This window comes from Lutibacter sp., assembly GCF_041596795.1.
Lineage (GTDB): Bacteria > Bacteroidota > Bacteroidia > Flavobacteriales > Flavobacteriaceae > Lutibacter.
Map to the genome: position 1 here is coordinate 1 of NZ_JBFHHX010000010.1, position 22,108 is coordinate 22,108.

19 protein-coding genes are annotated in these 22,108 nt (G+C 29.0%); 1 reads left to right on the top strand and 18 read right to left on the bottom strand.

Annotated elements, in window-relative coordinates; all coding sequences use genetic code 11:
- Nucleotides 1-381 precede the first annotated feature (381 nt).
- Genes rfbB through rfbA form a run of 4 tightly spaced genes read right to left on the bottom strand, consistent with a single transcriptional unit; the run spans nucleotide 382 to nucleotide 3,746 of the window.
- Nucleotides 382-1,395 carry a dTDP-glucose 4,6-dehydratase gene (gene rfbB, locus ABY298_RS02410; RefSeq protein ID WP_372744398.1) on the bottom strand — a complete coding sequence of 338 codons (1,014 nt, stop codon included), beginning with the start codon at nucleotides 1,393-1,395 and terminating at the stop codon, nucleotides 382-384.
- A gap of 29 nt (nucleotides 1,396-1,424) precedes the next feature.
- On the bottom strand, nucleotides 1,425-2,300 hold the full coding sequence (rfbD, locus tag ABY298_RS02415) for a dTDP-4-dehydrorhamnose reductase (protein ID WP_372744399.1): 876 nt from the start codon (nucleotides 2,298-2,300) through the stop codon (nucleotides 1,425-1,427).
- Entirely contained in the window at nucleotides 2,293-2,865 is a 573-nt protein-coding gene (gene rfbC, locus ABY298_RS02420) for a dTDP-4-dehydrorhamnose 3,5-epimerase (protein ID WP_372744400.1), read from the bottom strand. The genes rfbD and rfbC overlap by 8 nt, the downstream gene beginning before the upstream one ends.
- An 8-nt stretch (nucleotides 2,866-2,873) precedes the next feature.
- Complete coding sequence (rfbA, locus tag ABY298_RS02425) at nucleotides 2,874-3,746, bottom strand: glucose-1-phosphate thymidylyltransferase RfbA (RefSeq protein WP_372744401.1); 873 nt, start codon at nucleotides 3,744-3,746, stop codon at nucleotides 2,874-2,876.
- Nucleotides 3,747-3,927: 181 nt separating this feature from the next.
- On the opposite strand from rfbA, the gene ABY298_RS02430 reads away from it, so the two are divergent.
- The gene (locus tag ABY298_RS02430; RefSeq protein ID WP_372744402.1) at nucleotides 3,928-4,632 is read left to right on the top strand and encodes an NUDIX domain-containing protein; all 705 of its coding nucleotides are present in this window, start codon (nucleotides 3,928-3,930) and stop codon (nucleotides 4,630-4,632) included.
- 343 nt (nucleotides 4,633-4,975) lie between these two features.
- Here ABY298_RS02430 and ABY298_RS02435 read toward each other — a convergent pair whose 3' ends face one another.
- From ABY298_RS02435 to ABY298_RS02500, 14 genes are all read right to left on the bottom strand, one after another.
- A complete protein-coding gene (locus ABY298_RS02435; protein ID WP_372744403.1) occupies nucleotides 4,976-5,908 on the bottom strand; it encodes an EamA family transporter in 933 nt (310 codons plus the stop codon).
- A gap of 960 nt (nucleotides 5,909-6,868) precedes the next feature.
- Complete coding sequence (locus ABY298_RS02440; RefSeq protein ID WP_372744404.1) at nucleotides 6,869-7,612, bottom strand: LytR/AlgR family response regulator transcription factor; 744 nt, start codon at nucleotides 7,610-7,612, stop codon at nucleotides 6,869-6,871.
- A complete protein-coding gene (locus tag ABY298_RS02445; protein ID WP_372744405.1) occupies nucleotides 7,609-10,488 on the bottom strand; it encodes a histidine kinase in 2,880 nt (959 codons plus the stop codon). Before ABY298_RS02445 ends, ABY298_RS02440 begins: the two co-directional genes overlap by 4 nt.
- A 300-nt stretch (nucleotides 10,489-10,788) precedes the next feature.
- Nucleotides 10,789-11,628, bottom strand: coding sequence for a hypothetical protein (locus tag ABY298_RS02450; protein ID WP_372744406.1), 840 nt, complete (start codon nucleotides 11,626-11,628; stop codon nucleotides 10,789-10,791).
- Nucleotides 11,629-12,168: 540 nt separating this feature from the next.
- Nucleotides 12,169-12,609 (bottom strand): hypothetical protein, encoded by a 441-nt coding sequence (locus tag ABY298_RS02455; RefSeq protein WP_372744407.1) that lies wholly within the window; start codon nucleotides 12,607-12,609, stop codon nucleotides 12,169-12,171.
- Nucleotides 12,609-12,983 carry a helix-turn-helix domain-containing protein gene (locus ABY298_RS02460; RefSeq protein ID WP_372744408.1) on the bottom strand — a complete coding sequence of 125 codons (375 nt, stop codon included), beginning with the start codon at nucleotides 12,981-12,983 and terminating at the stop codon, nucleotides 12,609-12,611. Before ABY298_RS02460 ends, ABY298_RS02455 begins: the two co-directional genes overlap by 1 nt.
- Before the next feature lie 2 nt (nucleotides 12,984-12,985).
- The gene (locus tag ABY298_RS02465; RefSeq protein ID WP_372744409.1) at nucleotides 12,986-13,510 is read right to left on the bottom strand and encodes a hypothetical protein; all 525 of its coding nucleotides are present in this window, start codon (nucleotides 13,508-13,510) and stop codon (nucleotides 12,986-12,988) included.
- A 119-nt stretch (nucleotides 13,511-13,629) separates the two neighbouring features.
- Nucleotides 13,630-14,286 carry a hypothetical protein gene (locus ABY298_RS02470; protein ID WP_372744410.1) on the bottom strand — a complete coding sequence of 219 codons (657 nt, stop codon included), beginning with the start codon at nucleotides 14,284-14,286 and terminating at the stop codon, nucleotides 13,630-13,632.
- Nucleotides 14,287-14,362: 76 nt separating this feature from the next.
- Nucleotides 14,363-15,127: a hypothetical protein gene (locus ABY298_RS02475; protein ID WP_372744411.1), complete on the bottom strand. Its 765-nt coding sequence runs from the start codon at nucleotides 15,125-15,127 to the stop codon at nucleotides 14,363-14,365.
- A gap of 95 nt (nucleotides 15,128-15,222) precedes the next feature.
- Nucleotides 15,223-15,603, bottom strand: coding sequence for an SMI1/KNR4 family protein (locus ABY298_RS02480; protein WP_372744412.1), 381 nt, complete (start codon nucleotides 15,601-15,603; stop codon nucleotides 15,223-15,225).
- Nucleotides 15,604-15,609: 6 nt separating this feature from the next.
- Nucleotides 15,610-16,326 carry an HNH/ENDO VII family nuclease gene (locus ABY298_RS02485; protein ID WP_372744413.1) on the bottom strand — a complete coding sequence of 239 codons (717 nt, stop codon included), beginning with the start codon at nucleotides 16,324-16,326 and terminating at the stop codon, nucleotides 15,610-15,612.
- Nucleotides 16,327-16,329: 3 nt separating this feature from the next.
- Nucleotides 16,330-19,221 (bottom strand): ATPase, T2SS/T4P/T4SS family, encoded by a 2,892-nt coding sequence (locus tag ABY298_RS02490; protein ID WP_372744414.1) that lies wholly within the window; start codon nucleotides 19,219-19,221, stop codon nucleotides 16,330-16,332.
- A 243-nt stretch (nucleotides 19,222-19,464) separates the two neighbouring features.
- Nucleotides 19,465-20,103: a hypothetical protein gene (locus ABY298_RS02495; RefSeq protein ID WP_372744415.1), complete on the bottom strand. Its 639-nt coding sequence runs from the start codon at nucleotides 20,101-20,103 to the stop codon at nucleotides 19,465-19,467.
- Nucleotides 20,087-22,102: a dynamin family protein gene (locus tag ABY298_RS02500; RefSeq protein ID WP_372744416.1), complete on the bottom strand. Its 2,016-nt coding sequence runs from the start codon at nucleotides 22,100-22,102 to the stop codon at nucleotides 20,087-20,089. Before ABY298_RS02500 ends, ABY298_RS02495 begins: the two co-directional genes overlap by 17 nt.
- Nucleotides 22,103-22,108 lie beyond the last annotated feature (6 nt).

Sequence of the window (22,108 nt, forward strand, 5' to 3'; positions counted from 1 at the left end):
CTTTTTTTACTTAGACTAAAACGTAGACTAAGACTTTTTTTATTCGTCATCCCGAACTTGTTTCGGGATCTCAATGTTTGGAGTTCCAATGCTACAGATGCTGAATCAAGTTCAGCATGACGGTTCGTTGGTTTCTCTTCATTCTTTAAACTTTACTTCTTTGAAACAGATCCCCAGTCAAGCTGAGCATGACACTTCGACTACGCTCAGTGCAGGCTGTTCCTTTTTTTACTTAGACTAAAACGTAGACTAAGACTTTTTTTATTCGTCATTGCGAAGTTTTGCTAAAAACTGTGGCAATCTGCTCCTTTTGATGAGATTGCCACGTTGCTATCGCGCCTCGCAATGACGATTCGGTGGTTTCTCAAAACGCTTCACGCATCACTCTTTATATTTTTCCAAATACCATTTTACTGTTTTTTCAATACCTGAATCAAAATTTTCATCGGCTTTCCAACCTAAGTCTTTTTCAATTTTTGAGGCATCAATAGCATATCTAAAATCATGACCTGCACGATCTGTTACATAGGTAATTTGATTTTTATAACTTCCTTTTTTCAACGGATGTATCACATCTAACAGCTCGCAAATTTTAGATGCAATATAATTATTATTTTGCTCATTTTTTCCGCCAATATTGTAAACCTCACCACTTTTACCCTTATGAAAAGCAATATCAATTCCCTTGCAATGATCCGCAACATATAACCAATCGCGCACATTGCTTCCATCACCGTAAATAGGAATTTGCTCACCTGCTAATGCTTTTCTAATTACCGTAGGAATTAGTTTTTCATCGTGCTGTTTTGGGCCATAATTATTTGAACAATTGGTAATTATAGTGTTCATTCCGTAAGTATGATGGTAACTGCGCACAATAAAATCGCTACTTGCTTTTGAAGCGCTGTACGGAGAATTAGGCGCATACGGTGTTTGCTCTGTAAACAAACCTGTTTTTCCTAAAGTTCCATAAACCTCATCGGTTGAAACATGTAAAAAACGATTATTTTCAAAACCCGTTTTAAATACAAATGGCTTTTCCATCCAATATTTATAGGCAACATCTATTAAAGTAAATGTTCCTTTTACATTGGTTTCTATAAATATTCCAGGATCTGAAATTGAATTATCTACGTGCGATTCTGCTGCTAAATGAAGTACATTATTAATGTAATAATGTTGAAAAATACGTTCAACTAAACTTCTATCACAAATATTTCCGTTTACAAACGTAAAATTTTTAGCATCTTGAACCTTTTTCAAATTATGAAGATCGCCTGCATACGTTAATGCATCTAAAACCACAAACTTATAACTTGGATATTTTTCAAGTAAATATTCTACTAAATTAGACCCAATAAAACCAGCCGCGCCCGTTATTAAAATTGATTTCATAATTATTATTTTTAGTTAATCTTTATTTTCTATCCCTCTTTAATTTCACCTAATTTAAGCAAACATTTATTAAGTGATTCTTTCCAATTAGGAATTTCTATTTGAAATGTATTTCTTATTTTTTCGGTATTTAACAAGCTAAAATTTGGTCTGTAAGCCTTTGAATTAAATTCTTTAGAAGACACCGGCAATACTTTGCAATCTCTTTTTGATGCCGCTATTATTTCTTGAGCAAATTGAAACCAAGAACAAGCGCCTTGATTTGAATAATGGTAAATTTCCACGCTCTGATTGTTTATTTTTGGTAGTATCAGAAAAATAGTTTTTGCCAAATCAAATGCATACGTGGGTGAGCCAATTTGATCATTTACCACTGTTAATTCCGTGCGTTCTTTGCTTAATTTCAGCATAGTTTTCACAAAATTATGTCCAGAAACAGCATATAACCACGAAGTTCTGATAATTACAGAATTAGCTGGATTAATTTGTTCCATGGCTTTTTCTCCTAAATTTTTAGTCTTCCCATATTGATTTTTAGGATTGGTTGGATCATTTTCCAAATAAGGAATTTGAGAAGTACCTTCAAAAACATAATCGGTTGAAATGTGTATTAATTTAAGCTGGTACTTTTTAGAAATCTCAGCTAAATTTTTAACAGCTTCAAAATTTATGTTGTTTGCCATTTCAACTTCATCTTCCGCCTTATCTACATTGGTATACGCAGCACAATTTACAATAACATTAATCTTATTTTTAATAACAAAAGCTTCAACTTCTTTAAAATTGCTAATATCTAGCGTGTCTTTATCTGTTAAAAAAAGTGAGTACATAGAAAATTCATCGGCTAAATTCCTCAATTCATTTCCCAATTGCCCATTTGATCCTGTAACTAAAATATTACTCATTTATACTAGGTGTTTTTTCAAATAAATCTGCTTTCGAAAAAACAGGTTGTACTTTATCTTTTTCAGAAATAATTAAATCGGATGCCGGAAAATTCCAATCTATCCCTAATTGCTCATCGTTATAAATAATTCCGCGATCACTTTCTTTATGGTAATAATTATCAACTTTATAGCTAAAAATTGCAGTTTCGCTTAAAACCACATAGCCATGTGCAAATCCTTTTGGGACTAGTAATTGATATTTATTTTCATCATTTAATTCAATTGCTACATGTTTTCCAAAGGTTGGAGAATCTTTTCTAATATCTACCACCACATCTATAACACTACCTTGAATTACACGTACCAATTTAGTTTGTGCAAACGGTGGTAATTGATAGTGCAAACCTCTTAAAACCCCTTTGGTAGATTTAGCTTCATTATCCTGAATAAAAGTAAGTTCACGTCCTACAGCAGCTTCTAAACTTTCCATTTTATAAGATTCAAAAAAATAACCTCTTTCATCTTTTAAAATTTTTGGTTTACAAATTAGCACATCAGGTATTTCAGTTTTTTCAAAAATCATAGTTCAACTTATTTTACCAATTTTAATAAATATTTTCCATAATCATTTCCTTTGTATTCCATTGCAATTTTAAGTAATTGCTCATTAGAAATATATCCTTTTTCAAAGGCAATTTCTTCAATACAAGCTACTTTTAAGCCTTGTCTTTTTTCAATAGTTTGAATAAAATTTGAAGCTTCTAACAAGGAATCTTGCGTTCCAGTATCTAACCAAGCATAACCTCTTCCCATTTTATTCAATTTTAAATTATTCTCCTGTAAATAGGTTTGGTTAACCGTAGTAATTTCTAATTCGCCACGAGTACTAGGCTGAATATTTTTCGCAATTTCAATTACATTATTTGGGTAAAAATACAAGCCTACAACAGCATAACTACTTTTTGGATTTGTAGGTTTTTCTTCAATGGAAACTACAGTACCTTCGTTATCAAATTCAGCAACTCCATAACGCTCTGGATCTTGCACGTAATAACCAAAAATTGCCGCTTTCTGTTCTTTACTAACTGTTGAAACTGCATCTTTTAACAGGCTTTCAATTCCAGCACCGTAAAAAATATTGTCGCCTAATATTAAACAAACATCATCATTTCCAATAAATTCTTCTCCTAAAATAAAAGCTTGTGCTAAACCATCGGGCGATGGCTGCTCCACATAAGAAAATTGCATTCCAATAGCAGTTCCATCACCAAATAATTTTTTAAAATTTGGCAAATCTTGTGGTGTAGAGATTATTAAAACCTCTGTTATTCCAGCTAACATTAAAATGGATAAGGGGTAATAAACCATTGGTTTATCGTAAATTGATAACAATTGTTTAGATGTACCTTTGGTAATTGGATAAAGTCGTGTTCCTGAACCGCCAGCTAAAATTATTCCTTTCATATACTACTATTAAAATCTAGTGCGAAAATAACCAATTATAACAGAATATCCTTAGAATAGCGTAGCAATTTAAACAAGATCCTTAACCTGTTGTGAATTATTTAACACAAACCTCATTAACTATTTATAATTTTTAAAATGTATTAGATACATTTTATTAAATTTACAAAAAGAAAAATTCATGAAATTAATAGACAATACCGATATTTATACTGTAAACCAAAATATTTTAGTAGCGGTTGACTGCATTATTTTTGGATTTGATTCTAAAAAATTAAAACTATTACTTTTTAAAAGAAAACTTGAACCTTCTAAAGGATTATGGTCTTTAATTGGAGCATTTGTAAAAGATGATCAATCTTTAGATGACGGTGCTGCACAAATATTATTTGAAACAACTGGCCTAAAAGACATCTATTTAAAACAACTTAAAACCTACGGAAAAGTACATAGAGATATTGCCGGAAGAGTAATTTCTATAGTATATTATAGCTTAATTAGTGTAGATAAATTTGAACTGGAAAGCGTTGAAAAATATGACGCACATTGGTTTGATTTAGATAAAGTGCCTAAATTAATTTTTGACCATGGCGATATGGTTTCAGACGCTATTGAACAATTAAAATTAAATGCAAAACACCAACCTATTGGATTTAATTTACTACCCACATATTTTACAATACCAGAATTACAAACTTTATACGAAAGTATTTACCAACAACCTTTAGATGCCAGAAACTTTAGAAAAAAAATAGTATCGCTAGATATTTTAACTAAAACAACTAAAAAAGACAGGTCAGGTTCTAAAAAAGGCGCTTTTCTATATACATTTAACAAAGAAAAATTTGATGAACTTATTTCACAAGGTTTAAACTTTGAAATATAATAGTTTATAACTTTTTATTTAATAACAATTCGCAAGTATAAACTTTTAAATACAAGCAATAATTGCGAAAGTGAAACAGGAACTGCAGTGCTATTTATATCCCTCCAAATCATTCTCAAACCTTTCCAAACCAGTAAATTTCTGACATTTAAAAAAATTATTGAAGTTTGGCAAGAATAATATAAAGAATTAGAAACTATACCTACCATACAGCATCATTAAATGTTTAGAATACCAAAAAAATGACTACTGAAATGACTGCTGAAAAATCAAAATAATTATAACCAAAACTCTGTTTAAAACAAGGCTCTTTAAATATAAAAGAAGGCTTAATTTTACATCTTTAGGCTTCTTTTTTTATTTTTCTAAATCTGGCAAACATTACCAATTTCTTTTTTGTATTTATAAAATAAACGCCAGACAATAAAATACACGCTGCAATAATTGATTGTATTGTTATTTCTTCATTTAAAAAATACCAACCTAATAGCATTGCAATAATTGGATTTACATAGGTTGATGTTGCAACTTTTTCAGGTGAAACTGTTTTTAACAAGTAATTAAACGATGTAAATGCCACTATACTACCAAAAATGATGAGCGCAAGCATAGAAAATTGAACTGGCTGACTCCAGTGCAAAGGATTAGACCAAGACTCTCCAAAAGCAACACTTGTTAGCAACAACATTACACCTCCTGTTAGCATTTGATAGCCGGTATTAACAAAAAAGTTTGAAGGTAAATTTGCCGTTGTAACAAATAAACTTCCGTAGCCCCAACTTAGCATACATACAAAAATCATTATCATACCAATGGTCATTCCTTCATTTGCAATAAACCCTTTCTGACTCACTAATAAAAATATACCAATAATTCCTAAAAACACACCAATAAAAGACATTAGTTGAATTCTTTTGCCTTCTAAAAAGCGCATTAATAATAAAACAACCAAGGGTTGTGCCGAAACCAATAAAGCAGCAAAACCACTATCAACATATTTTAAAGCCCAAACAACAACACCATTTCCAAAAGTTAAAAACAAAAAACCCGCAATAGCCGTATTTTTTAACTGAATTTTAGAAATCCCTAATTTAAGACCAATAATTTTTGCAATTAAAAAAATAAGAAGACTTGCAATTATAAATCGGATGGCAGCTAACATAAAAGGCGGCAACTCCGTAACTGCAATTTTATTTAGCAAATAGGTAGATCCCCAAATTACATATATAGAAAAAAATGCAACTACAATTAATATTGGATTCTTATCCGAATTCATTAGTTAAAAATTTAATCTCCAATATTAAGAAAAGTAATTGAATTCTTGATTTATAAATAAACATATAAAACGAAAAAAGCATCTCAATTGAGATGCTTTTTGCGGTCTGGACGGGACTTTTTATTAATTTACAATCTTCTGCTTTTCAGCGTTTTATTGTTTGTAATGTTTTATTTGTACCGTAATTTGTACCGTATAAAATTACTAATCTTTCTTAAAAGTACATATTTGCCCTTTAGTATTTCCTACTTTATCGTCCTTAATATCAACTTCCCAATAATAATCCATAGACGAATTTTAAATCCATCTCTAAAGATTTAGAAATTTAAACAGTAACAAATGAGTGATTTAGTATTCTTAAATAAGTTTTATTATTTTTAATTTGAATCAATTTCTATGAAACGAGTGCAGAAGCGAGTATCCATCACAAATGAAAAACAACTATTCTGTGCCCAAAATTACTACTTATTAAAAACTGGACTTGTCACAAAAAGCAAGATAAATTATCTAAGACCTTTTACATATTGTAATTTGTTAACCAGTCTTAAAATACTGACAGAGTAAAAAAGTGTAAACTATAGTTTACACTTTTTTACTCTTCATAGCTATTTCATGGTTTGTGAAATCTCATGAAATCATATAATAAAAACGCTGTTTAATGAAACAAAATTAAGAAAAATTAGAATGTTATTTAATAGTAAATTTATAAAATGCTTGTTTGAGTAGATAAATTGTTAAGTAGACTTTATTAAGGGATTTACTGTTTCAAGCTATTTAAAAAATCTTGTTTTCGATTTATTGATACAGGAAACTGGAGATGGTTTTCAGAAACTACATATCCTTCATTTAGATATTTTCTATATGGTTTAAATTTCCAATATAAGATTTATGAAATTGAAAATCCACAATTGAATTTTTGATACGTGAAACTCATGGTATAGTCAGTTAAAAAAATCTAAATTATTTAAACATATCCAAAAATTCACCCCTTCTGTTTCTTGAAACTGGAACTTTTTGGTCATTCGATAAAATAACGTAACCTTCATTAAGGTATTTATCGATATAATCTAAATTGATTAAATGGGATTTATGCACCAAATAAAAACTTTGATTTTCGAGTAACTTTTGGAAATGGCCAATACTATTTGAACTTAAAATAGGTTTTCTAGATCTAAAATGAATGTTAGTATAACCATTGACACCTTCGCAATGAACAATTTCTGATATTTTAACAAACTCCAGACCTTCTTGAGATGGAATGACTATTTTTTTATTTTGAAACGTTTGAACTCCTAAATTTTCTATAAGTAATTTGTTTTTTTCTAAGGCTGATTTTTCTTCAACATTTTGAATGGCTTTATTAACTGTTAAAATTAAGTCTTGATTATCTACTGGTTTTACCAAATAACCAATTGCACAATGCTTAATCGCTTCTATGGCATAATTATCAAAAGCAGTTACAAAAATAATTTCAAAATCAGGATTATCTATTTCACACAACAAATCAAAACCACTCATTTCTGGCATTGCTACATCCAAAAACACTAATTGAGGTTTTAAATTTTCTATTAATTCTAAGCCTTCCTTTGGTTTTTGAGCTTCTCCAATTATAGAAATATTAGGACATAAGCGTTCTATTTTATTTTTTAAAATAGCAAGTGCTTTACGTTCATCATCAATTAAAATTGCTGTTAATGTTGTCATGCTTCAATTTGATTAAATGTTAAGGTTACAATAGTGCCCTCTCCTTTATTTATATCTGAACGATCCTGGATGTTATAATTAATATTCCAATCTTTACTTTGGTTTAACAAGTCTAATCGTTCATGTAATACAGCAGATGAGTTGGATTGATAGTTTTTTGACGACCTCTTGTAAATGTCTTTTGCTTTTTTTATACCTATACCATCATCTTTAACAATTACTTGAAAAGTATCCTCATCTAATTGCGTAAAGTCTATAGACACCAAACCATTTTCTTGTTTATGAAACAAACCGTGATTAACTGCATTTTCAACTATTGGTTGCAACAACATAGATGGTATTAGTTGTTCTTCTACATCAATATTTTCGCAAACAGTTATATCAAAATTTAATTTTTCTTCAAAACGTAATTTTTCAATTTCGAGATAATTGGTTAGTAATTCTAATTCTTCACTAATAGTAATGCTTTGTCGTCTAGAATATTCAAAAAACAAACGAATTAATTTTGAGAATTTTACTAAATAATTTTCAGAAAGTTCAACCTCATTGCGCTGTATATAATATTGAATAGCATTTAAAGAATTATGCACAAAATGCGGGTTCATTTGGCTTCTTAACGCTTGCAGTTCTAAACCCGCGACACGCTTATCCTGTCTAGCTTTTTCGTGTTCTTTTTTGCGAATACGGTTGGTTAAGTATTTATTAATTAAAAGGAGAAATCCAATAATAATCAATCCAAAACAAATTTTAGCTGCAATGGTTTGCCACCATTTTGGAACCACATTTAAGTACTTTTTTATAACAGTTGAATTGTTGTGCTGGTCTGTAGCTTTAATTTCTAATATATAAACATCTGGTGATAGGTTAGAAAAAAATATGGTTTCAGTTTCTGTATTAACCCATTCTTTCTGTTTTGGAAATAATCTATATTGATAGTTAATATAGTTTTGGTTTACAAAATCCAGTACTGAAAAGGATACTGAAATATTATCCCTTTCATTATCTATAAATCTAAGTGTGTCTTGCTGTTTTTTAAAATAAAGTTTTGGACTTTTTTTATAAATTGGGCTAGTTAAATCTAACTTTGCTATTCCAATATCACTTGCTGCATATAGTAAGGAGTCCTCCAAAAAAATATCATTTATGTTGTTTTGCAATAAACCATCTGTTTCGTAAAACGCATCTATAATTAGTGAATTTTCTATGCTATTTTTATTAAGCGCAACTTTTTTAACACCATTTTGAGTTGCCAACCATAATACAGTATCTTTTTTAATAATTCTTTGTACACTTAAGCCGTCTGTGTTTTTAATATGCCTTACTTTTTCTTCATTATAACTATACACACCTCTACCATCTGTACCAACCCATAAATTATTGGGAGTAGTTGTTAAAGAAATTATTGAAATATTTAAAAACACATTATTCTGAAAAGGTTTTATTAAAGAATCATTTTTTAACTGAAACAAACCATCACTACTTGCAACAAACAGTTTGTCATTAAAAACAGAACCTAGTAATAAACCTGACTTATTTAATAATGTAACTGTTTCTTCTTGAGTTTTTTTTATAATGTTAGCTGAACCAACATAGTAAGTGTTATTTTTTAAATTAATAATATCTTTAAATGAAGTTTGTATAGTGTTATTTAATCCTTCAACTAAATTTAGTTGAATAGTTGAAAGTTCATTATTAATATATGAGAAACTTTTTCTCGCTGATACTAAATAATTTGGATTTTCTTTTATTTGATAAATTTCAGCATTAGATTCACCAATATCACCAATTAGGAATTTAAATTTTTTAGAATTATTAGAATATTTAAAAAACCCAACATCATTAACACCAGCTATTAATTGATTATCTATAACTCCTAGTTTTTTAGTTTTTTTACCTTTTAGAAAATATATAGATTGTAATTGTGTATTGGGAATAAATGTAACACCTTGGGTAAAATCGGCTAACCAAATATTTCCATTGCTATCTTTATAACTAATTCTATTATTTGATATATCAGGAAAAGAATAAGAATTTATTAGTTCTAAATTATAATTAAAAATAAGTAAATGTCCTGGAATACTTATTTGGATTTCATTTTTTAAACCTTTACACTTAAAGTAGTTTACAGAATTTATATTAGCATAGCTGCTAAAAGGAATGTATTTAGATGTTTTAGTCTTAAAATTAATAAACAACACCCCTTTATCAAAAGCATTAAAATAAATGTTATTATACAATAAGCCACTATTTTGAATTTTTGAATTATTAAGAGTGCTTGGTAATGATTGTTTAATTTTTGTGATAAAATTAAAATCCCAATCGTAGAATAAAATTTCCTTTTCTGAGAACAAAGCCAACTCTCTAGTATCTGGGTTTGGTAATGGGTAATAATTTTCTAAACCTTTCTTTTTAAATTCTGTTAAAAGCCACTCATTAAATTCTTTATTATTATATTTAGAATACAAGCCAACCTCCTTAATTTTATTATTTTTTATGGTTTGTATGCCGTCATTACTAAAAAACCATAAACTGTCTTTATTTTTATAAGTAAAACGTGGTGAAATAACTATTTTATCTACGGTTTGAAATTTGTAAATACTATCGTTTACAATATAACCTTGGTAACTACTTTTTGAAAAATACCATAATTTACCTTGGTAGTCTAACTCCAGCAACCAAGTATCATTGTTTGGCAAACCACGTTGTATGGTAAAGGTTTTAAAAGTTTCGCCATCAAACTTTATCAAGCCCCTATTGGTTGCAAACCACATAAAACCATCGGCATCTTCTTGTATATCGTAAATATGGTTGGTTGGTAATCCTTGTTTTGTGGAGTAACGAATGGGGTCTTGGGCAAAAATTTTAGCACAGAACAAAAATAATACTACTATGAAACTATTTTTTACCACATTTAAATATAAGTTTTTTTTGAGAAAAGAAGATTTGTTAGTGTATTTCTTTTTTCATTTTTTCAGTTTCTTGGATAAAATTTTTATAATTTTCCTTAACATAATCTTGAATTAAAGGGTCCTTGTCGCCAGAACAAGAACTCTTTAAAATAACTAACACACAAAATTAATTTTTATAATGATTAGTTTAATTAGATTTGATTTACTGTAAATTATTCGTAGTTACTCTTTAGACTAACACAAAGTTTTTCCTCATTTATGTAATTATTACCAAGCCCCCCAAAGCCATTTAGCACTTTCCCAAACGGCCACGCCTAATGAAGATCCTACACCAGAAACAACTACTGTTGCAGGACAAAATGGCCCAGTCCACCAAGTAACTAAAGCAGCACCTCCGGCTCCAGCTGCATCTGCACCACCAATATTATCTCCTGGGCCAGCTAATTGATAATTCTTATCTTTAATGATTTTTTTCCATAAGCTATTTGGATTCTCGTTCTGCTTTTTCCAATACTTAAAACTATTTTCCGCTATCGCTAAGGTAATAAGCGCAAATGTTCCATCATTACTATCTTTAATATCAGCGTATGGATTATTAACGTCCTTCCCATAATTATATGGTTCAGGAAAAGTTGGTGATCCTTTTAATATATCTTCAAGTATCTTATTAAATTTATCTAAAACATCTTCAGGACAACATGCCATAGCCATTTCTATTTGATTTAAATAATAATAGTCCTTATACCCAATAATTCTTTTATCGTATAAGGTTTTATATGGGTTTTTAAAATATTCTTCTAATTCTTTTGAGTTTTCCTTATTATAGGATATTACTGTTTTTGGATATTTCTCTATCACTCTCTTCTTAATAAAATCCATAACTTCATTTCTGTCCATTTTATGAATTTTGTAGTTAGAAATAACGTCATCTAAAATTTGGTTATGAAACTCCCCTATATAGTTGTATGGGTTTTTTGAATTTTTAGCTAACGTTTCATACTCATTAGTTTTTTGAATTGATTTGACTCTTGTTAGATTTTTATTAATTTGACTAAATGAATTAGAGGTTAGAAAAATGAACAGTGCAAATACTAAAATTTTTTTCATAATAAATTAATTTTTAAATAGTGCCTACTCTTTACACTTTTCGGCTTCCGTGTTTATTTTTTATTGTTTATGATACTAATTTATAGACTATGTTACTTATTAAAAACCTTAAATAAAATAACAGTCGAACTCAATCGATGAACGGTTGAATTGAGTTTATAACCTAAATAAAACCGATACTTTGTATCGGTTTTAAATTTTGAGAACCTTATTGTTATTTTTAAAAAAATATGGCTAGCAAGAATAGAATTGTTAGTTTATTATTAACTTTATTTATCCTTTTTAAGGGCGGGTCAGTGATATCGAACCATTTCAGAAAAGACTTAAGAATTTTATTAAAAGTGAAACCCTCTAAATTTCTTTAAAGGGTTGCAAGTTTTACTTTGGTCTACACAGGACTTATTTATAATTCATAAATTGTTTACAGTCAATTATTTATGGCTTTACACGATAAATTGTACTGAAATTTGAACGGTATATTTTTAATATGGGAAGTATAGAGATGCATTAACAAACTTGATTGATAAATCTTAAAATCTATTACTCCACCTTTGAAGAAAGCATTTTATTAGGGGAAACAACTGGTAGTATAATACCTCTTAGATTTGTTTTAGATAACCTTTCATAAATCAACCCTCTTGCAGTTGAAAAACTAATTCCCAATAAAGTGGCAATAAATAATCCAGAAAATGAAGGTTCATTATTTTCATCTAACTTATAAAAGCTTTTTAAATCTTCAACTTTATAGTGAAACTCAATTTTAAAATGAGCAGAAACAACTTCATTTTTTTCACTATCGTCAATTATATCAATAAACAAACCTATTTTCACTCGCTCATCAACCAAATTATGCATTGTAGTATGAGCAACATTTATCCTAAACTTATTGTCTTTCTTTTGAACAGCATCAACAATATTACTCTCAAGAATGTTTAAATGAAAAAGATGAATATTTTCAGGAATAATTTTACTTGTTTCCATTATAAAGCAACATCGTAATTAGAATTTTCATAGTTATTAATAGCGGTAGACATATTCTCCCCTTTAATAGAACCTAAATAAACGTATTTATACTCTGTTATTGGGTCTATGTTTATTAAATTAATATTAAGAACCATCTCAATTTTATTGATACTTTTCATAGTAAGATTATGTGTTCCGCTTAACCATTTCGTTACCTCAGAAGGTTTTTTACCAAGCATTTTAGCAAAGTCCAACTTCTTGATATTTTTTTCCTTTAAAACGGCTATAATCTTTTCAGTAATTGCTAAGTTTTTTTCAACTAAACGTGCAATTTCAGCATCACCATTTTGGTCTAACCAACTATCTATAATATTATTTTCTGGAAATTTCATTTTTAAAAGTAGATTTTTAAATCTTCGTTACAATTAATTAGAGTGCAATCATCGTTCCAAACTATATCTCTTTCTCTAAAAGCATTGTCTATTGCTTTAGTGAGTTGATTTGCTAATTTAAAATGAGTTTTAACATTTGGGCAATTTTGCGCTTTTTGTTCGGTTTTAATGTCTCCATTGAATAAGAAAACTACGCTCTCATTCGCTCTTAAACAGTACAATCTTAGATTGTTTGCTTTCTTTTTTCCATATTCTGTGTATTGGGGTTTTCTATCAATGCCTTTAGGTGGCAATGCTGAAGTGTCTGCTGTTTCGCCTTCTGGTCTAAAGTGATGTGTTTGTGCACCATAATTATTTCCTATAACCTTTAACCAATTTAAAATATGATCTAACTTTGTTTTATTATTAATTTGATGAACTTTGACAAAATCTTCAAAAAGAGAAGTTTCATCATCATTAATACAAACGGAATAATAGCTAACTTTTTTGTATTGTGCTATCGGTTTTATACGTGCAAATATATTCACTTTTAAGTTAATTTACAAATTTATTTCACTTTTAAGTGAAATTTAATAATTTCTTTAATGTTTATAATATAAACTTACTTTATTTATAAAGTCAATTTATGAGTAATAGCTAGTGCTCCTTACCTATCAATTAAATTTCCATTTAATTCATTAACTATTTCTGCTCGTTTACTATCAATAGAATGATACATTTGATTTGCAGCACTATAAAAGTCAATATCCATATCTGGATTGTACATATAAAAATTAGTTATAGCATTTAAACTTGCTGAGCGTTGATTAGAAAAATAAAATTGAACTGTTTTATCAAACAAATTGCTTAAGGAGTTTCCTCTAACTCTTTCCGATATTGTTAAATCACCTAATAAACAAGCATCCAACTCACATACACAACTCTCCAAACGCCAATGTTTATTTTCTTCCCCAGATTTACCTTTAATTTTAAACAAATACAAATCTTCTAAAAGTGTACATGTAAAAATGTACTGTCTGCTTTCATCACCTTCAATACTTCTAGAATTACCAATTCTAAAAAACAATTGAGTGCCCTTTTCAAGAATATTTACACAGTTTTCAACTCCGTGCTTACTGATTATATGTGCCTCTTGTTCTAAACTGTTTTGAGGATCTTTTATTACTAGTTTATTATCAACTTCATTAAAAGCATTGTCATCTGCTGTTATTGTGTATTCATAATTTTGAATAGGAATAAGTCTTTTTCCACTTTCTAAATCTATAAAATGACCGTGTTTATATATTGTTTTATATGCTTTCATAGAATACTTCTATTTTATATTATATTTTTTAATTTTCAAAAATAACTTTTCATTAACTGCTCACTATGTTCTTTGCTTAGTTGAATTTGATACAGGTATTATAAAAGTTATTAATTTTACCTATATATTCATAGCCATGTAACTCAGTAATTACATCTTTGTAAAAAAGAGGCTTTATTACTATTTTTTTAAGAACTGGCTTAAATTTTGTTTCAAACCATTCTATTCTTTCTTTATAATCAGCTTCATCTTTATATTGATCAACCCTTTTTTTAACAGTTTCTAAAATGTGTTCTTTATCTAAAAACCTTTCAAGATTCTTCTTCGTATTATATTGATCTTTGGGAACCACTAAATAAAAACCTATAGATAAATCATTCAATACTTCTAGTTTATCTGCTATATCAATCGTTTCTGCAATGCAGGCAACATATCGTGCTGCTTGATTATAAAATGATGCATTCGTCACGTTTTTAGAAAATTCAGCATTAATTTTTGCCTCAAAAATATTTAATTTATTTCCTTCTAAAGTCAAAAGACCTTTAGTACCATTTTTTCCAATTTCAAAATTACCTATTACACCATCAGCGTGCGTATGAGTTTCAGCAAGTGAATCTCCTTTAAACCTTTGTAAGAATGGAGAATAAAGTAACCCCTCACTAAAAAACTTATCATTTTTATGTACATATAGCGGATGGTCTTTTAAACCAAAATCTGTAATTGCATACACTAACACTTTTAACAACCAACCTTCATTATAAAATTCTGTTGGGTGTGTGTATTCTTTCCAATATTCAAAAAACTCAAATAATTTATTTAAGTCGTAGCTTTTATCATCCATTTGGTTACTTTCCTGTTTTTTAAATCAAAGACAGTATTTTCATTAATGAAATATTTTTCCGCATTATTTAACTGATTATCAGTTGTAAATAAGTATTATGATTCAATATAATCTAACAAATTTTCATTGATATATTCAAGTGCTATAGGAGTATAGCGGTAAATTTTACCATCTTTACCTTGGAGAATTAAACACATTTCAATTGCTAAATCTTCAATAACGTACATAGTTTCTGGAAAATTTTCATTTTCAATTCTAGCCTGTAATGTTTTTTCCACAACTGATAATCTATTACTCTCTACAACTCCTGTAATTTCTTTTCCGTTTACACTAATAGCTCCATACATAGAAGTATATGTTTTGAAATCATTAGAAAAAGTTACATCCAATTGCTTTTCAGCTTTTAAAATATCATCTTTACTAGATGGTTTTAGTGAAAAAAAACCTTTTTTATTTTTTAAATTTTCTAAACTCATATTTTTTTATTTATAATCTTGTGCTCTACTTTTCCAATGGTTTTGTCTAGTTGATTTGAAATCTTCACGATTAATATCAGATTCTTTTTTCCTATCGTGTAAGATATCATAATTTTCATTTCCTTTACCTACACCATGTTCTTTTCCTGTAAGTTCCGCAAGTCCTCCATCATTTTTCTGACCAATGTGATGAAGTTGAATTGAATTACCTTCCTTATCTATTGGTGACAAACCACTCTCCATTCGAGATTTATTTGAACGACCAAATTCATCTGTTAAATTTGAATCAATATCCGTTCTTGTTAAACAAGTTCTACCGTTAACATCCTTCTCTTCTAATCCGGCATTTGTATAAATATTTGCTTCTTCAGGACTTTTCATCTGTTCTACAGTTTCTCGAGAATAGCCAGTTTTTTCGATCATATCGGATATTTCAGATTTTGTCAAGTCTTCTCCTTCGCTAAAATTTTGATTAGGAAATTCATCTACAAAAATAGTATCATTGTTTTCTACTTTATCTTTTTCAATATTTTTCTCACCAGGGAACTCATCAACAAAAACATTATCATTTTCTTGTACTTGTGTAGGTTTTAAATTTTCATCTACATTATTTTCTAGATTATCAATTGATGATTTTCTATCAATAGTGTTTGTATTCTCAATATCAGAACTTGCCTCAATTTTTTCTACGGATACGTCATTATTATTTAATCCTTCCTCCATAGTTTAAAATATTTTTTTCCATTCATTATAATATTCATTATTAAGTCTCTTAAAATAACCTTGTTGAACAAAGAATAAAGTCTTTTTATCAATACCGCTTTCAAATTTTTCATTTAGAAGATCATCAAATAATAATTTTAATTTTTTTACTTGATTAAGGTCAGTTATTTGATTTTTAATTTTTTCTAGTTCATTATCAATATTTAAATATTGAGAAATTACAGATGATAGGTTGTAAAATCTACTCTTTTCCCAAATTTTTAGATTTTCATTTTGATTGAATTCTTCTAGATACTTTAATAACTGAACTCGAATTGAGGATGGTATATTATCTCTAGTAATACAAGCAGATATTTCTTTTAAATCTAAAGTATTTTCGGTGTACGGATATAATAAAAAATCTACAATACAATTTCTTATTTTTCGTTCAGGATAATCCGGTATATCAAACTTTTCATTGTAGATTACATTATCATCATAATCACTTTTCGATACCATACATTGAACAGCTTCTTCCCAACTATTTTGATAAATTATAGCTTCACCAACACTTTGTCTTGCTATTTGTTCAATTTGCTTATCATTTAAAGCCATAGATCTACCAACTACATTACGATCATCAGCTTCTGGCAATGACATTACAATTTTGGTGTTAGTATTTCTTATCACAGAAGGGTCTAATAGTAATGGAGATTGATCAACAATAATAAAACATTCTCCATAGGTACGCATCTCTGCAATACTATTAGAAATCATCTCAACAGATTTTCCTGTTAAATTATCAGACTCCATACTTTGAGAACTTGATGTTCTTTTCAGTAAATTGTGAGCCTCTTCAATTACAGTTATATGTTGTAAGTCTTTATTCATTCCTCCTTCAGCAACTCTAAATTGATTTAGTTTCATCACTAGAAACCCCATTATTAGAGATTTAGTTTCGGTAGAACGAATAGTACTTAGGTCTATTATAGTGTTTTTATTAAATAAATCTTGATCAGAAATAGATTCACCTGATAGCATATATTTCATTAAACCGCTGCTCAGGTCATTCAATCTTACTTCAAGAGCTCCTTTGTAATTTCCTTTAATTTCAGCAGAATATTCCGATTCATTTATATATTCTTTCAGACAAACAATTATATCTTCAAACGTTGGGAATATTGGTTGGTCATTCCTTCTGTATTTATTTTCAGTTTTTAATAAATCCCAACCACACTTTTCATATGCAGAAATAATAGAATTTTTTAAAACAGCTGGCATTGCTGAATACATAGGCCAACATGCATTAAAAATTTCTACTAACTGATCAATATGTGCTAACACATCAATTGATTCCCAAGGGAATTCAAAAGGATTAATTTGTAATAATTTGCCAAATTTAGGAGAAGCACTATATACGGTTACATCATCTCTATGCCCAAAAACATGCTTATATTCTCCTTTTGCAGGTTCAATTACCATGAACTTCTTTCCTTTCAGGTCAAGTTGATTCAGGAGATGATACATGGTGTTAGATTTACCACTACCTGTTGTTCCTGTAACAAAAACATGTTTTTTTAATTCCTCTAAATTAAGTGCTACAGACTGTTCACTTTGCTTACCTAAATGTAAAATATTACCTAATAAAATTTGATGTGTTTCATTATCTTGTTTTGTTTTCGTAAAAACATTCCTTGCAAAAGAGGCTTGTTCCGACACAATAATTCCAGGAACACTTGATTGAGGTAAGGACAAATGAATAGCAAGTTCTTTACTAGTAACAACAGAACCAGCAGTTACAAGTTGATTGTTATAATTAAAAATAGGATGAATGCTTTTATTTAAATATTTTACAATCTGATCTGCAGCTACACCTTTTTGCCATAAATTGATGGCGCATGTTTCTAAACTACTTTCTTCTCCAATTATAGCACCTCTATATATATTTGCTAATTGTTGTGCTGTAGTAGAATCATTGGCCATGAAATAAACAGATGTTGACCATAAACCAAACGGGGAACCATTTTGTAAGCGGTTTAATTGCTTATCTAAAATATCTAAATAAAATTGAACATACCTATTTTTGTATGTAATCTGTTTAGTTGTTCCTGAAGTAATCTGGCTATTACTTCCTTTTTGTTCAGCTTTACCTTTTTGTTCTGAATTTGTCGTACCTGATTGATTAGCTGCAGAGTTTGAAAAGTTTTTACCAATAGCTTCAGAACGACTTGTGCCAGAAGTAGAAGACTTTCCCCAATTTCTATTATAGGAAGCCCCTCCTCCTACAAATCCTATTGGTGTTGGAACCATCACTCCAGCATTGCCTCCAACACTGTTACTACTATTTTCACCTTCACTTTTATTTGTACCTTCGGTTACTGTTTCTGAAAAACCTTTTGTATGAGTTACTGTTTTTGACAATGACTCTCCTATAGATTTTGAAAAATTTTCTGTAAAAGATTCTGAAATACCATTGCTTTCACTTTCTTGATAGCTATTTTGTAATGATAAAGCAGGAGATAAACTAGTGTAAAGATTATTAAATGCATCAATCATTGATTTAGCCTCCTCATTATTAACACTATCGGCAATAAAATAAGAGCGAAATTTAGAAATAGAAGAAGTAGCATTAATTAAACGCTCAAGACCTTGAACAAAATTTTCTTTCTTTTCATCTCTAAAGGATGCAATAGCTGATACTGATATAATATGTGGGTGAGGAAAATTAACATCACTAGGTTTAGCATTCTTCAAACCTATACCAGGAAAATAACCTTCCATTCCTGCGTTAAGTATTTCTCCAGAAACATTTTTGCTGCCTTCTATATCTCTTGCACCAATAAAAAGTTCAATATCACCATTGTTTTGTTTATCTAATACTAATATTACACTTCGTGCTGTTTTGTGTAGGGACATATATAACATTGATAATTTATCAGAGAAAAAAACATCTGATTCAACTACAATTTTATCTATTTTATACCATCTAACATTAGAAACAGAATCACCTTCATTTAAAGGTAGAACTTCACAATTATTAAGATCTTGAAGATAATCTCGGGTTACCAGAGCATCAAACATCATACGACTTTGTTCAACTATCTCAATTTGGTTTTGTTCTTCAGGAGTTTTTTTTAAAAAAATATGCTCACTCATAAGTTATACCTTAAATTTTTTCAATAATTCATTAGAGTTGGTCTCAGCTTTTTTAAGCCATTCTTTTATATCTTCAATCAATCCATTAATAAGTTTTTCTTTTTCTGTCTCAATTTGAATTTCATATTTTTTCAACTCAAATTCATAGTTAAGTTTCTTTTCTTTTTTAATCACTCTGTAAGTAATGCCTAGAACTAATAATTCTGTCAATAAAGCAACCCAAATATTGCTAAATATAAAAACACCTACCGCAGCAAGCGTACCAACACCTAAAATGACAGTAGGATGTTGTTTATTATAGGTAAGATTTTTAGGTCTTTCAATATTAGGTACTTCTATTTTTTTTAGTTTGATTTCATTTTCTCTAGCCCATAATTTCATTGAGTAGCGATAACCTGTTGCAAAATCAATAAATTCTGATAACACTTTTTTATCCTTAATCTTAAATACACCTTCTGAATAATGATTGTCTATTGATAGGTAATAATTCTCTAGAGTGGTCTCCCCAACCATTTTGATACTTTCTGAGAACATTTTTATATTTTCTTCAGTTATTTCAGACAAATAATCTTTTGCTAACTTTCTAATGTCATCATTAAGTCGCACGTAATCAAAATCAAAACTATTAATTTGCTTTTCCATAGCTATCTTTTTTTAATGGTGAATTTTCTAACCTAGTTTTTATTTTTGATATTAATTCAGAATTTTTATCTATTTCAATTTGAGAATTATTCATCCTCCCTTTTAAATTATTTAATCTGCCTTGTTCGTCAGTAATTTTCTTACTTAATTCTTCAATTATAGCCTTCTCAATATTATCAGCTTTTGTTGTAATTTGCTTTTCAAAAATTGTTCTATTATATTTTGCTTCCATTAAGACTAGTGCTTTGAAATCTCTAAGCTTTTGAGTTTCATTTATTCTGGTATCATATTTTGCAGCTATTTTTTTATCATCTTCACACCACCCACCTTTTATTGTGCGTTCAGGTGTAGCTTCATATCTTTCTTTGCTACTTTCTGAAGCCTTCTTTTCTATTTGCCCGAAATCAATGGATTTTAAAATAATATCATTAAATTCTATATTTCCTAAAAGAAACTTGTATTCATTTATAATATTCAAAAAAACTTGTTTTTCTATTTGATAAACATTATCAAACATATTAGTAATTGTGGTTCTTATACTAGCTACACTAGCTTGGTTATTAACCTTATTTAATTCAGAATCAATAAAATAGAAGTTCCTAAAAATTTGATCTCGTGAAGTTTTTTGGCTAGCAACTCTCATAGAGTTGCTATATTCAATTTTTTTTTTTTCAATTTCTTCTATAGCTTTATCAAAAGCCTTAGCACCGTCTTTTAGGAACATGTTATCTTTTTCTAATCTTTCAACGAAACTGGAATAATCACTATTTATTAGTGTGAAAATTTCGGTAAGAGATTGCGTAATTTCTTTTTTAGCAAATTGGTTGATTTCTGATTTGAATACTTCAAAATTAGCCCATTCGGTCATTTTACGAAGTAAGGTTTCATTATTCACAGTATCCTTATCTTTCTTCAACTCCCTTTGTGCTCTAAACAATATGGTTCTAATTTCATCTAATTCATTTTCATCCCAATTGCTAAGAACTAAATCATCTCCTTCTATAAAGCTCTTCAAATCAATATCTATATTTTGAAGCTCATTTATAAACGAAAACAGGAAGCTGTCCACATAACAAAGTCGACTTATTTCATTATTATAATTCTTTTGAAGACTATTAAGTTTATTTTCTTTATTAACCAAAAAATTTTGTTCACTAGCATGTGTTAAAACAAAAAACAAACGTTTTTTATCTGACTCTGTAAAATTATCAAGTTGGTCTTGCACAAATTTTTTAGTATCGGTTTGGTCTAATGTCTCGTTACCTTTTTGGAGAAAAACAATAGAGCCAACCTCTCTTGACCCATCTTCTTTTTTCTTTTCTAAAAGTTGTCTAGTTGTATCTTCTATTCCACCAATAGCACCTACTCCTGGTGTATCAATAATACGCCAACCTTTTAACTCTTCATTAAAAGGAAATTTTATTTTAATACTAACTACTACCTCTTTTTTTGATTTAGAACTCACCAATTCCCTTAATAAATTTTCATCAATTTTAGGACATAGTGTTTTTTCTTCTATTTCTTTTCTATACTCCCATATTTGGTCAAAAGTAAAACCAGCAAGAATCATTTCATCAATAGCGTTAACAGGTAAATGATGATATTTTTCTGGTATTGCTACGTATTCTTTTAACTTTTTACTAAAACCAACACCATTTATTACCTTTTGAATACCATCACCAAAAGTTATAATGGCCTCTGGTTTTTCTCCATATTCAATATAGGTAATTCCACAAGTTGTCTGATCATGTCCTATGGGTAATAAATTTTTAAAACCTAATAAAGCATTTATAAATGTAGATTTACCTGAACTAACTTTACCGACTATAGCTAATGTAAAATACCCCTTAATAAAGGGTTTAGCTAAATATTCAATAGTTCTACTATTAAAACCATCATCTGGAATATTGTATTCTTTTCTAATATATCTATATTGAGCAATCATAGAATTTACAAGCGCACAGCTTTTTGCGAATTCATTTGTTGTTGTTTTAATCATTATTTA